The organism is Pyrinomonas methylaliphatogenes (genome assembly GCF_000820845.2).
In the GTDB taxonomy this organism is placed as follows: Bacteria; Acidobacteriota; Blastocatellia; order Pyrinomonadales; family Pyrinomonadaceae; genus Pyrinomonas; species Pyrinomonas methylaliphatogenes.
In genome coordinates this window covers 343,871-358,205 of sequence record NZ_CBXV010000002.1, presented here as the reverse complement: position 1 = coordinate 358,205, position 14,335 = coordinate 343,871, and the positions used below count along the sequence as shown (strand labels likewise).

At 60.5% G+C, this 14,335-nt stretch carries 14 protein-coding genes; 8 read left to right on the top strand and 6 right to left on the bottom strand.

Annotation, left to right across the window (positions count from 1 at the left end; genetic code table 11):
* Positions 1 to 229 precede the first annotated feature (229 nt).
* From PYK22_RS03220 to PYK22_RS03205, 4 genes are all read right to left on the bottom strand, one after another.
* Entirely contained in the window at positions 230 to 1,138 is a 909-nt protein-coding gene (locus PYK22_RS03220; RefSeq protein ID WP_041974212.1) for a DMT family transporter, read from the bottom strand.
* Between the two features lie 115 nt (positions 1,139 to 1,253).
* A complete protein-coding gene (locus tag PYK22_RS03215) occupies positions 1,254 to 2,216 on the bottom strand; it encodes an MDR/zinc-dependent alcohol dehydrogenase-like family protein (protein WP_041974210.1) in 963 nt (320 codons plus the stop codon).
* A gap of 11 nt (positions 2,217 to 2,227) precedes the next feature.
* The gene (locus tag PYK22_RS03210; protein WP_041974208.1) at positions 2,228 to 2,749 is read right to left on the bottom strand and encodes a hypothetical protein; all 522 of its coding nucleotides are present in this window, start codon (positions 2,747 to 2,749) and stop codon (positions 2,228 to 2,230) included.
* A gap of 75 nt (positions 2,750 to 2,824) precedes the next feature.
* Complete coding sequence (locus PYK22_RS03205; RefSeq protein WP_041974206.1) at positions 2,825 to 3,073, bottom strand: glutaredoxin family protein; 249 nt, start codon at positions 3,071 to 3,073, stop codon at positions 2,825 to 2,827.
* Between the two features lie 285 nt (positions 3,074 to 3,358).
* On the opposite strand from PYK22_RS03205, the gene purF reads away from it, so the two are divergent.
* The 8 genes from purF to PYK22_RS16295 all read left to right on the top strand — a co-directional run bounded on the left by purF (position 3,359) and on the right by PYK22_RS16295 (position 11,299).
* On the top strand, positions 3,359 to 4,795 hold the full coding sequence (purF, locus tag PYK22_RS03195; protein ID WP_211197601.1) for an amidophosphoribosyltransferase: 1,437 nt from the start codon (positions 3,359 to 3,361) through the stop codon (positions 4,793 to 4,795).
* 157 nt (positions 4,796 to 4,952) lie between these two features.
* Entirely contained in the window at positions 4,953 to 6,086 is a 1,134-nt protein-coding gene (locus PYK22_RS03190) for a ComEC/Rec2 family competence protein (protein WP_041974201.1), read from the top strand.
* An 87-nt stretch (positions 6,087 to 6,173) separates the two neighbouring features.
* Positions 6,174 to 6,458 carry a DUF3006 domain-containing protein gene (locus PYK22_RS03185; protein WP_041974198.1) on the top strand — a complete coding sequence of 95 codons (285 nt, stop codon included), beginning with the start codon at positions 6,174 to 6,176 and terminating at the stop codon, positions 6,456 to 6,458.
* Positions 6,459 to 6,569: 111 nt separating this feature from the next.
* Positions 6,570 to 7,610 carry a phosphoribosylformylglycinamidine cyclo-ligase gene (purM, locus tag PYK22_RS03180; RefSeq protein ID WP_041974195.1) on the top strand — a complete coding sequence of 347 codons (1,041 nt, stop codon included), beginning with the start codon at positions 6,570 to 6,572 and terminating at the stop codon, positions 7,608 to 7,610.
* A 55-nt stretch (positions 7,611 to 7,665) separates the two neighbouring features.
* Positions 7,666 to 8,295 (top strand): phosphoribosylglycinamide formyltransferase, encoded by a 630-nt coding sequence (purN, locus tag PYK22_RS03175; RefSeq protein WP_041974192.1) that lies wholly within the window; start codon positions 7,666 to 7,668, stop codon positions 8,293 to 8,295.
* Positions 8,296 to 8,762: 467 nt separating this feature from the next.
* Positions 8,763 to 9,281: a hypothetical protein gene (locus PYK22_RS03170; protein ID WP_162199780.1), complete on the top strand. Its 519-nt coding sequence runs from the start codon at positions 8,763 to 8,765 to the stop codon at positions 9,279 to 9,281.
* Entirely contained in the window at positions 9,271 to 9,648 is a 378-nt protein-coding gene (locus PYK22_RS03165; protein ID WP_211197600.1) for a winged helix-turn-helix domain-containing protein, read from the top strand. The genes PYK22_RS03170 and PYK22_RS03165 overlap by 11 nt, the downstream gene beginning before the upstream one ends.
* A gap of 118 nt (positions 9,649 to 9,766) precedes the next feature.
* Positions 9,767 to 11,299, top strand: coding sequence for a DUF4153 domain-containing protein (locus PYK22_RS16295; RefSeq protein WP_083437561.1), 1,533 nt, complete (start codon positions 9,767 to 9,769; stop codon positions 11,297 to 11,299).
* 20 nt (positions 11,300 to 11,319) lie between these two features.
* Here the strand turns inward: PYK22_RS16295 and PYK22_RS03155 are convergent, their stop codons facing one another.
* Both PYK22_RS03155 and PYK22_RS03150 read right to left on the bottom strand, forming a co-directional pair.
* Entirely contained in the window at positions 11,320 to 12,360 is a 1,041-nt protein-coding gene (locus PYK22_RS03155; RefSeq protein WP_060635281.1) for an alpha/beta hydrolase family protein, read from the bottom strand.
* 355 nt (positions 12,361 to 12,715) lie between these two features.
* Positions 12,716 to 14,128 (bottom strand): S8 family peptidase, encoded by a 1,413-nt coding sequence (locus PYK22_RS03150; RefSeq protein ID WP_041974188.1) that lies wholly within the window; start codon positions 14,126 to 14,128, stop codon positions 12,716 to 12,718.
* Between the last annotated feature and the right edge of the window lie 207 nt (positions 14,129 to 14,335).

The window sequence follows — 14,335 nt, the reverse complement described above, 5'->3', positions numbered from 1 at the left end:
CTTGCGCGAGGAGTCTGAGTCTCTGGCTAAGAATAAAGGACCAAAACGCTCCGGATTCCTCGATCCCGACACGCCTTGCCGCTTCAACGAGCAGTTCGAGTATAACCGGAATCCGAAGCGCGCCGCAATCGAAGCTCGTTCGCGCCCGTTATGGCGGGACCGCCTTCTTCTTCGCTTGAGTCTTCGACGACGGGAGATTTCAGGCGTTTGGGAGCGGCGGCGATTCAATTCAGTCGAGCACCGCTTCTTCGAGGCGATCAGTCCAGCGCAGTTCCGAAGCGATGACTCCGATTAGCACGAGCGCCGCGCCGATGCTCCCTCGAAGACCGAACCACTCTTCGCCGCCGCGTACCGCCAGTGCGAAGAGAGTCGCGAAGACCGGTTCGAGGCTGAAGATGATCGCCGCGTGCGTAGCCGAAGCGCGCGCTTGCCCCCAGGTCCAGAGCAGAAAGGTGAGAACCGTCGCAATGAGCGCGAGATAGATGATCTGCCACAGGACGCGCCCGCTCCAGACGAGCGGAACGGATCCGCTATGAGCCGCCCTCTCCAAGGGCCATAGCGCGATGAAGCAGATGGCGGCCACGCCGATCTGCAACGCGGATAACCTTTTGATATCGTGGCGACGCGCATAGAGGCTCATGTAGACGATGTGAAGCGCGAAACAGATGGTCGAAGCGAGCGTCACGAGATCGCCGAGATTGACCTTGCCGCTTTCGTGCGGCATGAGGATGAGCGCGCCGCCGAGCGAAGCGAGCGTGATCCCGACCGCATTCTCTCTGCTCGGACGCGCGCCCGTGAGCAGATAGGCGATGATCGGCACGAGCGGCGTCGTCAGCCCCGTGATGAAGGCCGATTTCGCGGGCGTCGTGTAGACTTGGCCGATGGTTTGGAGCGCGAATCCACCGCCGACGAGAAGCCCAAGCGTGATCGCCGCGCGCCATTCTTCGCGCGACGCGCGAAAGATGTGGCGTGGAAAGAGGAGCGCGAAGGCCAGGCTCGCCAGCGCGAAACGAAAGCTCAGGTAGGCGAAAGGCGGCCAGCTTGTGAGGAGTTCCTTCGCAATGACGAAGGTCGAACCCCAGATCAGAGTCGTCAACAAAAGGGCGGCGTCAGCCGCTAGGTTAGTTCGCAGACGCATTCGCAAAGCAGATTTCTAAAGCTCCGAAGAGTATTGGGTCAACAGCTGTTGCTGGGATGTTGCGCGGCGCATTCGCAAAGCAGAGCCCCAGAGCTACGAAGCGAACGCGATCTCCTCAGGGGCGAAGGAGGATCTTCAAGACGCCGCGCTCTGCGGCGCGCGCCATCGCTTCGAGCCCATCGGCCAATCGATACTCTTCGCTGATCAGACTCTTCACATCGACCGCCTTGCGGCGTAGCAGATCCAGAGCCGGAGGGAAACGTCCACAGCGCGAGCCGATGATGCTCACCTCGTCAACGACGATGCGCGCCGCATTGAAGCTCGTGTCGCCGTGAAAGGTCGATTTCAGGACGAGTTTACCGCGCGGGCGAAGCGCCGCGAGCGCGATCTCGAACCCCGACGCCGAGCCGGAGGCTTCGACGGCGACATCGAAAGCGCGTTTCAGGTCGTCGGAAGCGAGGAATTCTTCTAGGCGAACGGTTTCAATTCCGCGCCTTTGTGCGATCTCGAGTTTGTTGTCATGCTTCCCGATGAGCGTGATGGGGGCGCCGGTGATTGAAAGGGCCTGTGCGCAAAGCAGGCCCAATTTGCCATCGCCGATGACGACCGTGCGCGTTTGACGGTCGAGGCGAACTTGCTCGGTGATGCCATAAGCGGCGGCGAGCGGTTCCGTGAAGACCGCCTCCTCATCCGCTATCTCGTCGGGGACGCGATGGAGGTTCTCGATCGGGAGCTGCAGAAACTCCGCGAAAGCTCCGTCGCGCCCGACAATGCCGAGCACGGTGCGGCGCGGACAATGGCGCGGGTCGCCGGCGCGGCAGAGTTGACACGCGCCACAGCCAGCGTTGATCTCTCCGACGACGCGCTGGCCCACCAGCGACTGGTCCGGCGCGCTCTCGACGACGCCGACGAACTCGTGTCCCAACGTGCCCTCGAAGCCGGCGTAGCCGCGCGTGATCTCGAGATCCGTGTTGCAGATTCCCGCTAGCGTCACGCGGATCAGAGCTTCGCGCGCGGCGCGCGGTTTCTCCGTCTCGGCGATCCTCAACCGACCTCGTTCGTAACGAAGCGCCCGCATCTTCTCACCTCTCAAAAACTGCGCAAACGCGCGTAGGCGTTCTCCGGAGTCAATTCGACGATCAGTTCCCGCCCGGAGATGTTGACCGGAAGACGCCAGATCAATTCGGGGCTGCCTTTAAGCGTCGCATGAAGCCACCACTTGCCGGGCGGAACTTGGGCCACCGCTCGGCCCTGTTCGTCGAGCTTCGAGACGATGATCTGGCGATCTTTCAACCTCGTTGCGAGAAAATCTTCGAAGCGTTGCCCCGGTTTACGCTCGAAGGCGAACTCGCGTTGCAAAGCTTCTGTATCGACCGGGTAAAATTCAATCTTCGTGCCCGCCGCGCCGTTGACGGGGAGGCGACGCAAGCGCACTAAAACGGTCGTCTCGGAGACGCGCGCGCGCTTTCCCCAAACGATCGGAGGTTGTGGCGGCAATCTTCGATAGATGCGCCAGCCTGCGCCGACGAGCGAGAGGACGAGCGTCAAACTTAAAACGAGGATGATGATCTCCCGGACCGGGTCGAAATCCGTATGTGAAGATCGTCTCACCGAGAAGCGAACTCCCTGCCACAGTTCTTTCGCTCGTCCGAGCGCTCTTCCGGACAGAAACCGAAATGGCGGCGCTCAGGCCATGAACCCTTTTTCGCGCAGCACGCTTTCGAGCTCCTCTTCATCCGGCACGCTCAAGATCTGGCCGCCGACCTCGAGCGTGGGCGTCCGTTGTTTGCCGCCGTTCTGTTCGCGCACCCAACGCGCCGCTTCGGTATCTTGTTCGATGTCGATGTACTCGTAAGCGACGCCGAAACCGCTCAGCTGTTTGAGCGTGCGCTGCGTATCTTCGCACCAACTCGTGCCGTAAACCTTGACTTCCATGTTCAGCGCCCCTCTAAAGGATGACCCTCAAGCGTTCAATGATAGCATAGGCGAAGCGCGAAAACCGTTAAGAGCCGCTCGCAGTTTCTTCTTTTCTTCGTCGTCGAATCTCATGAGCGAAGCGCGAAAACCGCTAAGGGCCGCTCGCCCCAAGTTGCGGCTTTGGTCGCCGTCACTCGCGATCTTGTCCGTGCGCGCGAAAACCTCTAAGAGTTGCTTGCTCCAAGTTGCGGCCTAGTGGTTTAATTAAGCCGAGACGAAAAACTCATAGCGTGCGTTGAGGCGGTGGGCGACAATTTGGAAGAATTTCACCACGAGCGCGATAAGCTCCGCGAAGAGTGCGGGGTCTTTGGCATCTACGGCCATCCGGAAGCGGCCCGGCTGACCTATCTCGGACTCTATGCCTTGCAACATCGCGGTCAAGAATCGTGCGGCATCGTCGCCAGCGATGGCGTGTTGTTGCGTTCGGAAAGGGCGATGGGTTTGGTCTCGGACGTCTTCGATGAGGAGCGATTGAACCGGCTTTCGGGCGCGAGCGCCATCGGACATGTGCGCTATTCGACGGCTGGCGAAGTCTCCATCCGCGAAGCGCAACCCTTCTTGGTCGCCTGTCAACATGGTCAGATCGCCGTTTGCCACAACGGGAATCTGCCATTCGCTTCCGAAGAGAGGCGCGCGCTTGAGCGCGAGGGCGCGATCTTCTCCTCGACTTCGGACACCGAAGTCGTGCTTCACAAACTGGCCCGTTCGCATGCCGCATCTGTCATCGAGGCGATCCCCGAAGTGCTACGCGATACGGAAGGGGCCTTTTCGATGCTCTTTCTGACGCCTGCGGCCCTCATCGCCATTCGCGATCCGCGCGGCTTTCGTCCGTTGGCGTTGGGGCGCTTGGGCGATGCTTGGGTGATCGCGTCGGAGACGTGCGCCTTCGACTTGATCGACGCGCAGTACGTGCGCGACATAGAGCCGGGCGAGATGGTCGTCATAAACGATCACGGCCTTCGTTCATCTCATCCGCTGCCGCATCGCCAGCATGCCTTTTGCATCTTCGAACACGTCTATTTCGCCCGGCCCGATTCGATCATCTTCGGGCGCTCGGTCAACGAATCGCGCCACAAAATGGGCAAACGTCTGGCCATCGAGCATCCCGCGGATGCGGACATCGTCGTGCCGGTGCCCGATTCGGGGGTGGCGGCTGCCATCGGCTACGCGGCGCAATCGGGTCTCGCTTATCGTCATGGTCTTGTGCGCAATCACTACGTCGGGCGCACCTTCATCGAGCCGAAACAGTCGATCCGTTCGTTCGGCGTGCGCGTCAAACTCAATCCGGTGCGCGATCTTTTGCGGGGGCGGCGCGTCGTGCTGATCGATGATTCCATCGTGCGCGGGACGACCTCGAAGAAGATCGTGCGCATGGTGCGCGAAGCCGGGGCGACCGAAGTTCACGTGCGCATCAGTTGTCCGCCGACCATCGGCCCGTGCTTTTACGGCGTCGATACGCCGAACAAATCGGATCTGATCGCCGCGCGGATGTCGGTCGAAGAGATCCGCGATTTCATCGAGGCCGATTCGCTCGGTTACCTTTCGCTCGAGGGCATGCTCGAAGCGTGCGGCTTCAGCCCCGACGTCGCCTGCGTCGCTTGCTGGACCGGTCGGTATCCGACGCGCATCACGCGCGAAGCGGAAACGATGTACGAACGCGAGCACGAACCCGTCCCTTGAGCGCAAAGCTCGTCGAAGGCTCTTCCCATTCCCAATGGCTTGAGCGTCGGGCGTTCAATCCGTAAAGTTGAGCGTAGGTGGATGAAAGATCGCATGGGACTGACGTTTAACTTCGTGGACGTTTTCGGTCGCACGGCGCGGGCGCTGGAGGTGAAAGTTGGCGCGCGATAGACGCGGTTGCGGTTGCCTTTTGCTCTTCCTGCTGATCGTCCTCGGCGGTTCCGCGCTCATCTTCTACTACCTGATCTGGCCCAAATGGCGCGAGAAACCGCCTCCGCCGTCGGGCGGCGAACTTCAAGTTCACGTCCTCGACGTCGGTCAAGGCGATTCGATCCTCATCATCTCGCCGGAAGGAAAAGTGGCATTGATCGATGCTGGGGATACGGGCAACGGCGACCACATCGCGCAGACGATGCGTCGTCTGGGCGCGCGCGCGATAGACCTGTTCATCGCTTCACACGCGCACGCCGATCACATCGGCGCGGCCGATGAGGTCTTCGCGCAGTTTCCCGTCAAGAACGTGCTCGACGCTGGGTTGGCACCGCCGTCGAGATCGGCTTCCGGCGATAACGAAAGTCGTGGGCGCGTTCGCACGGCGCGCACGCGCGGCGAAGTGGTGTTGCCGACGACCAAGGCATATCGAGACTTTCTCGCGGCTGCGGAAAAGAGCGGCGCCGAGTACATCAAAGCCGAACCGGGCCAGCGGTTCGATCTGGGCGGCGGCGCGATCATCACCGTGCTGGCGCCGACAGAACCGCTCTTCACCGAAGACCAGTTGCGCGCGGGCGGCTCCGTCGTGAACGCGAATTCGATCGTCGCGCGCCTCGATTATGGGGATTTCTCCATGCTCTTGATGGGCGACGCCGAGGAGCAAACTGAAGAGCGTTTGATCGAGCGCGGGGCCAACCTGCGTGCGCGCGTGCTCAAGATCGGCCATCATGGTTCGCGCTATGCTACGTCGGAACGCTTCTTGCGCGTCGTGCGGCCCGAGATCGCCGTCATCTCGTGCGGTTACGACAACCGCTACGGGCATCCGAGTCAAGAGGTGCTGGACCGATTGCGCGCCGCGAACGTGCGCGTCTATCGCACCGATCTTCAGGGCGAGATCACGATCACGACGCGCGGCGGGAAAGATCTCGCCGTCCGAACCGAACGGCAGGCGACCGAGGATGTTTGGATCGGGCGGCGCCCAGCGCGCGACGATTCCGACCGCGCGGGATTCGTCGCCTATGGCGAGTTCGGCGAGCCGCGCCGCAAGAGACGCCAACATGCGGCGGGCGAGGGGCGCTGACGAAGAATATGCGCCATCGTCGGAAGGCCGCAAGAAGATGGCGCGGGCGGCTAAATTCAAAGATCCTGTCAACGGAGATTCGGCGTCATGGCGGATGAAGCGAACAAGGAGAGCGCGGTGACGATTCATGCTGTCGTAGATCGCATCGAAGATGGCGATTGGGCTGTGTTGCTGCTCGGCGACGATGAACGCGGGCGCGCCGACTTCCCGCTCGCCTTGCTCCCATCAGGAACGCGCGAAGGGACGCACTTGCGCATCCGCATAGAGTTTGACGAAGAATCGCAACGGCGTGTCGAAGAAGAGACGCGCCAACTGCTCGAACGACTTCAGCAGAAGAGCCGGAGCAAAGGCAGAAAGGAGTTCAAGTTGTAGGCGGATGAGAGGCGATGGGGCTGGCGGGAAATGATGAGCGTTGATCGCTCTCCAGTCGCTTGATCCGATGTGATGATCTGTTGATCATTTGTCGGTTTGGATGATTGAACCATGAACGTCAAGCGTTCGCTTACGTACAGCGACGCCGGGGTTTCGATTGAAGCTGCCGATCACGCCAAAGAGCGGATTAAGGCTCTGGCGCGCGCGACCTTCAACGAGCGCGTGCTGACCGAAATCGGAAGCTTCGGCGGGATGTTCGACGCGCGTTTTGCCGAGATGCGCTCGCCCGTGCTGGTTGCCTCCGCCGACGGCGTCGGGACGAAGTTAAAGGTCGCTTTTTTGATGGACGTACACAACACTGTCGGGCGCGATCTGGTCAACCATTGCGTCAACGACATCCTCGCGCAAGGGGCGCGTCCGCTCTTCTTCCTCGATTACATCGCAACCGGAAGGCTCGCGCCCGAGAGGATCGCCCAAGTGGTCGAAGGCTTGGCGCAGGCCTGCGCCGAGAACGGTTGCGCGCTTCTTGGCGGCGAAACGGCTGAAATGCCCGGCTTCTACGCCGATGGCGAGTACGATCTCGCCGGCTTCATCGTCGGCATCGTCGAACGCGACGAGATCATCGACGGGCGGCAGATCGAGCCGGACGATGTGGTGTTAGCTTTGCCCTCTGCGGGATTGCACACGAACGGCTATTCGTTGGCGCGCAAAATCTTCTTCGACATCGCTGGGTTAAAACATGACGCTTATGTCGAAGAGTTGGGGATGACCGTCGGCGAAGCGCTCTTGAGGCCACACTTGAGCTACTTGCGCGCGCTCGAAGGTCTGCTCGAAGAGCGCATCATCAAAGGTCTTGCGCATATCACGGGCGGCGGATTGCCCGGCAACGTGCCGCGCATTCTGCCCGCAGGCACGAGCGTCCGCATAGAGCGCGGTTCGTGGCCTGTGCCGGCGATCTTCGATCTCATGCAGCGTTTGGGCGGCGTCACTGATGACGAGATGTTTCGCACGTTCAATATGGGCATCGGCATGATCGTCATCTCGGCTCCGGAGATGGAATCGCGAATTCGCGCGCACCTCGAAGCGCACGGTCAGGAGTGTTTCGCTATCGGGCGGGTCGTCGAAGGCGAACGCGCCGTGATCATCGAATGACGCTGTTGATCGAAGCCTCGAATGGTTCGATAGATCGAAAGCGGACGATCGTCGCATGATATCGAACGAATCCAGCGGAATTTGCCGCATTGCCGTGTTGATCTCGGGGCGCGGCTCGAACATGCTGGCGCTCGTGCGCGCTGCGCGGGATGGCGCGATCCCGAACGCGCAGATCGTCGTCGTCATCAGCGACAGGGCCGATGCGCCGGGCCTGAAGCTCGCCGCCGAGCAAGGGATCGAAACGCTCGTCATCGAACGGCGTGGGCGCTCGCGTGCGGATCACGAACGGGAGATCATCGCCGCATTGCGCGCGCGGCACGTCGATCTGGTTTGTCTTGCCGGTTACATGCGCCTTCTCTCGCCGGTCTTCATCGAAGCTTACCGTTGGCGCACGCTCAACATCCATCCGAGCCTGCTGCCCTCTTTCCCGGGGCTCGATGCGCAGCGCCAAGCTCTCGAACACGGGGTGAAGTGGACCGGCTGCACCGTCCACTTCGTCGATGAGACGCTCGACGGCGGCCCGATCATCGAGCAGCGCGTCGTGCCCGTCCTCGATGATGATACGGTCGAGACGCTTTCGGCGCGCATCCTCGCCGAAGAGCACAAAGCCTATCCGGCGGCTGTAGCGCGCGTTGTGCGCGGCGAACTTCGGTTGATCGGAAGACGAGTCATCTCTAAGTCGTAACGGGCGAAATGCTGAATGGTCGCTCATGAGCGGTTTGTGGATGATCAAATGGCGATGCGCCCCATTCTCTTTCAAACGCGCCATTTCGATCTTCTCTTCTAATCGCGGCGCAAAATCGGTCCGCCGCCCGTCAAATGTATCTTCTCGATGTTCAAGGGAACGGAAAATCTCCGCCGAAACTTCACCTAACTTGAGATCCGCTCTTTGAGCGAAAATGGCGGCTTGTCGTTTGCAGCGGCGAATTGTCGCTTCCGCTTCAGCGAAATGCGACGGGCGTCGTGACGCGGGATGCTTTGCGCCCACCTCGTGATAGTGTAATTGCTTTATATTGCAAAGTACTTGACAAAATCTGAAAAGAGATTACCATATGGCCCATGCGCGCGGGAGAGACTGCCTCGGACAAAAACGCTGATCCGATCGCGCTGTACGATCGGGCTATGGATAACCTCTGCTTCATCCGGGAGACGATGGAGCGGGCCGTAGCTTCCACCGCCGTCTCCGGCATAGGGTTGGTGGCGGCGGGCGTCGTCGCGTGCATCGCTGCGCCGATGGCGGCTGCGCAGTCGGCTCGTCGAGCGTGGCTCGGCGTTTGGTTGATCGCCGCAGCGGTTGCCGCTTCAGTCGCCGCGGCGACGATGTGGCGCAAAGCGCGCAGGCTGCGGACCTCCCTGTTGTCGAAGCCGGGAAGAAAACTCCTTCTCAATCTCTCTCCGCCGATCTTCGCTGGCGCGCTGTTGACGTGCGAGTTGGCGCGGCGCGGCGACTTCGACGTTCTGCCCGCCATGTGGATGTTGCTTTATGGGGCTGGCGTGATCACAGGCGGCGCCTTCTCCGTGCGGTTGGTCCCCACAATGGGGGCATGTTTCATGGTCGCCGGAGCGTTCGGATTGCTCTTTCCGGCTTGGCAGAACGTCCTTTTAGCGATCTCCTTCGGCGGACTGCATCTTGTCTTCGGAGCTTTAATCTCGAAGAACCATGGCGGTTAGACGAAGCGCATTGAAATCGAAGGCGAACGCGGGCGAGGTCGCCCCTGCCGAAAAGCGCATGGTGGGGGCGACCGCCGCGGAGCTCGACCGCTTGATCCACGATCGAATCAGGTTGGCCATCTTGAGCGCGCTGGCGGCTGGAGGAACGCTGACTTTCAATGAACTCAAAGGACTGTTGGAGACGACGGATGGGAATTTGAGCGCGCACGCTCGAAAGCTGGAAGAAGCAAAATACATCCGCTGCCACAAAAGCTTTGAAGGGCGCGTCCCGAAAACTTCTTACAGCCTAACGGAACGCGGGCGACGCGCGCTCGAAAAATACCTCGATCACATGGAAGCGTTGATTCGGGCCGCACGCGGTAAATGAGCGCGCCGATCGGTTTCGTCGCGCCGACGTGTGAAGATAAACGTGCTCCGCAAGTGATCGACACCGAAAGCAAGAGCTGGGCGAATCTTGCGATCGACGTTCCGCTCTGGAGGATTTTATGTCTCGACAATCGACGGCGTTGCGCGTTCTGGAAGTGGCATTGTTGATGGGACTGTTCGGCGACGCTCTGCTTCGCTCGGGCCGTTTGGGGCTCAACCTGTTTCTGTGGATGGGGGCGTTGATCGGCGGCGTCTTCTTGCTTCTACGTTGGAGTCGAAGAACAGATCTTAAGCAGACGGGCCTGCTCTTCGCGTTGGCCCTGTTCGGCGTTATCGGCATCGCGTGGCGCGCGTCGCCGACCTTGAAGTTCCTCGACGTGTGCAGCATCCTCTTCGCCTTGGCTTTGTTGGTTTGGTACGGGCGCGGTCGAGACGTTCGCGTTGCGGGCTTCATAGACTACATAGGCGCGATCCTAACCGCCGGTCTGCATTCAGCGCTCGGCGCAGTGGCGCTTCTTTTTTACGATATCGAATGGAAGCGTCTACTGCGTTCGACGCGAACCAGACGCCTCGTATCGGTGACGATCGGCGTCATGTTGGCGATCCCTCTGCTCTTGGTCTTCGGCGCGTTGCTCGCCTCGGCGGATGAGATCTTCGCCAGCCTGTTGAACGGCCTTTTCGGTTATCCGTCCATCGATGAGATCTTCGCGCACGTCTTCTTCACGCTCTTTCTCGCTTGGGTTGTCGGCGGTTTTTTGCGCGCTTTCCTCCCGGATGGCGCGAAGAGGGCGGACTTGGTGAACGACGCTCTGCAGCTAGCGAGCCGTGCCGTTCCGAAATTGTCGCTCGGGGCGATCGAGATCGGGATCCCGCTCGGGCTTTTGAACCTCTTGTTTTTAACCTTCGTCATCGTGCAGTTCAGATACCTGTTCGGCGGCGCGCCGCTTGTGGAGATGACCGAAGGGTTGACTTATGCCGAGTATGCGCGGCGTGGTTTCTTCGAGTTGGTCGCGGTTGCGGCGCTGGCGCTGCCGCTACTTTTGGCGGCCCATTGGTTCATCGAGCGCAGCGGAGAGCGAAGTGCGGAACGGATCTATCGTTCCCTCGCCGGCATGCAGCTTTGTTTGCTTGGCATCGTCATGCTTTCGGCGCTCAAACGCATGCTGCTTTACACGGAGGTTTACGGGTTGACGGAATTGCGCGTCTACACGACGGCTCTCATGCTTTGGTTGGCGTCCGTCTTCGTCTGGTTTGCCGCGACGGTCCTTCGCCGCAGACGTTCGCGCTTTTTGCGCGGTGCTATCGCTCTCTGGTTCGTGATGCTCATCGCTCTTCACGCTCTCAATCCGAGTGCCTTCATCGTCGGCGTCAACGTCGCGCGGGCCCACCGAGCGCCGTTCGATGGCGCTTATTTGCTATCTTTAGGCGAAGATGCTCTGCCGACGTTGATCCGTGAGTTGCCCAAGTTGGAAGAGACGCAAAGGGCGATCGTCGCCGGAAAGATACTGGCCCTTTGGGAAGGGAAGGCGAAGGAGCGCGAGGATCTGCGCAACTGGACCTTCGCCGCGTGGAGCGCCGAAAGAGCCATCCGGCAACGCGAAGCGCAACTGCTCGAATGGGCCGCTAGCCCGCACCCTTCGGGAGGGAATTGATCGGAAGAGGGCAGGTCGCCTCAGAGGTTACGGAGCAGGAAAGAGGCGATCTTCCATCCGTCAAGGTATTTCCATGGGCGTTCGCCGCTCGTGTAATGTCCACACGGGAGCCACGCCACATCGAGTCGCAGGCCATGGCGAAGCGTTTCGGCGATCATCTGTTGAGATAGATCGGGCGGGAAGGTCAGATCGTAACGCGCGGCGATGAAACGAAATGGACGGCGATCCCGCCTTTTCGCCAGTCGCGCGGCGTAGGGCAGAGGGCTGATGGGAAGCCAGTAGACGCGCAGTTCTTCGAGTGAAACCTCATCCGCGAATCCGGTGCGCACATGCGCCGTCGAGATGCCGCGCCAGACGACATCGGCAAAATAGCTCGAAACGTGGTTGAAGACGCCCGTTTTGATGCGCTCGTCATGCACGAAGGCAAGAAAAGCCGTACATGAGCCGACGCTCGATCCCACGATCCCGATCTGGTCAAATCCGGCGTGTTCGCTGAGCCAATGGACGGCAGCGCGCGCATCCACCACCGCTTGACGCATCGAAAGGAGCGTGCGCCCGATGTTCGCGCTGACGAGATAGTCGGCGCGTTCCATCCACGACGGACGACGCGCTTCGTGATAGGGCAGCGTCAGGCGCAAGGCGGCGACGCCGAAGCGATTGAGGAGGCGACACAGTTCGACATGGCTGTGTTCGTCGGCGTTCCATTGCGGGAGCACGAGGACGGCGCGCTTCGTATCATCTTCGCGTTTTCGGTGAGGGGCAAAAAAGCGCGCGCGCGCCGTGTTGTTCTCGCGCTCGGGAGTGGTGATGGCGCTCGTCCAGAGGAGAGTCTCGCCATCGAAACGAAAATCGTCTATGGGCGGCAGGGCGAAGAACTGGTCGCTCTTTTGAAAAGCTTCGAGGGCGATGGCGCGCAAGATGTGACGCGGGTCATCGCCGTTGACGTGGGGGGCGAGCAGCGGGAGCCCCCAATCGAACGGCAGAATGCGACGATTGGTGTCGCGCCGGGCCAACTTGATTTCGCGCTCGCGCATCAGGCGAGCGAAGAGGTTGATCGGCATCTCCCTTCAAACGAAGGAGAACATCCTAGGGAGATCATCCTGCGAGATCAAGTCCGCGGGACGCAAGTTACAAACCGTCGTGGTGGAAAGGGGACGATTGACGGTCAGCGTTGCATCGATATCGGAGAGGCCGTGTTTGAGAGGAGAGGTCGAGCGACGATCGCCGCTAGGTTTAAATCGCCCCGACAAGCATTTCGGGACCGGGCGCTCTTGCGTTCACATCAACGTTAAGCGCGAATCGCCTCCTGCAGGCTCCAAGCTTCAGGTGCGGTCGGCGCTTCTCGCCGAGTTGGTCCGAACGAAAAAGCGCGGGCCAAATGGCTTGCGCCCGCGCTTTTCGCCGATCGACCGATCGCTAGAATCCGCTGACGTTCAACCTTCCACCCGTCACGGTCTTGCCGTTCAAGGATGATGTCGGGATGGTGCTTTGCAGTATGGCATCTTTGATCTGTTTAGCCGTCGCGCCCGGATGGGTCGAGGCATAAAGCGCCGCTCCGCCCGTAACGTGCGGCGTCGCCATCGAGGTGCCGCTGAAAGAGCTGTACGTATTGTTCGGTGTGGTGGACCAGATGCCGACGCCGGGCGCTCCGAGATCGACCGTTCGCGCGCCGTAGTTGGACCATTTCGGTTTCGCTCCGGTCTTGTCTATTGCGGCGACGGCGATCACCGCATCGTAACTTGCCGGCGATTCGGTGCTCGTGCCGACAGTCGTGTCGTAGTTCGATGGGTAGTTCGCTCGGCGATCGTTATTCGTGCCGTTGTTCCCCGCAGCGGCGACGAAGAGGATATCGGCCTTCGCGGCGCGGATGATCGCGTCATGCAGCGCTTGCGAATAGCCTCCTCCGCCCCATGAGTTGTTGGTCGCCACGATGTTCAGCCCGTGGCGAAGTTTCAGATCTGTGATGTAGTCGATGGCTTTGACCGCATCCGACGTGTAGCCTCCATTCGGCCCGAGGAATTTGGCCGAAATGATCGTCACGGCCCAATTGACGCCGGCCACTCCCCGGCCGTTGCCGCCAACGGCGCCGATCGTGCCGGCGACGTGCGTGCCATGGCTATCAGTGGTATTGTCGCCCGGCGATCCATCGTAGATCGTGTTGTCGTTGTTGTAAAAATCCCAACCATGTACGTCATCGACATAGCCGTTGCCGTCGTTATCTATCCCATCCGGCGGATCGTATGGATTGGTCCAGATATTGGCTGCTAGATCCGGATGACGATAGTCTATGCCCTCGTCGATGACGCCGACATAGACGGCGTTCGATCCCGTGTGGTTGTTGGCCCACGCTTCGCCCGCTTGGCTGCCGTACTGGTTGGCCGGTGAAGTCGCATCGCCATACATGCCCCACAAGGATCCATTGGTGTAGTACGGATCGTTGGAGACGGCTTGGTGCGTGACGATCCAGTTCGGTTCGACGAAAGCGATCGCCGGATTATTCTCCAGCGCGTGGATGGCTTCGATGAGCGAGCGTCCGCGCGGGATGGCGAGGCGATGCAGCTCCCCTTGGCCGAACTGGCGCATCGGAGCGGTATGAATGCGTTCCCGGACGCGCCCGCCGATGCGGCTGCGGACGTCGATCTTCTCCGCCTCTGTGATGCCGGCCCTGAATTGGACCAGAAGCTCATCGGCGACGAATCTGGGGACGGAAGGGACTTGGGGCGAGGCATCTTGATGCGGGGACTCCTGTCCGCGGACGTCAGTTGACGTGGCGATCGGCACATAGAGCGAGGTCATGGCGATGACAAGGAGCGTAAAGAGCTTTCTCATGGTTCCTCCAAAGATCGCGTGGATTCGTTATGACTGATGATGACTGAAGAACTCCGATCCCAAAGCCGATCGCACGAACGAGGGATGAGCATCTGCTCAAGGGCTGATTCCCCTTCCGCCGCAACCGCAAATCGTGATCGGCGGAAGGCGATTAAGCCCGCAAATTGAGGTAAAGCATCAATCGCGCCTGTCTTCCACGGTCTTAGG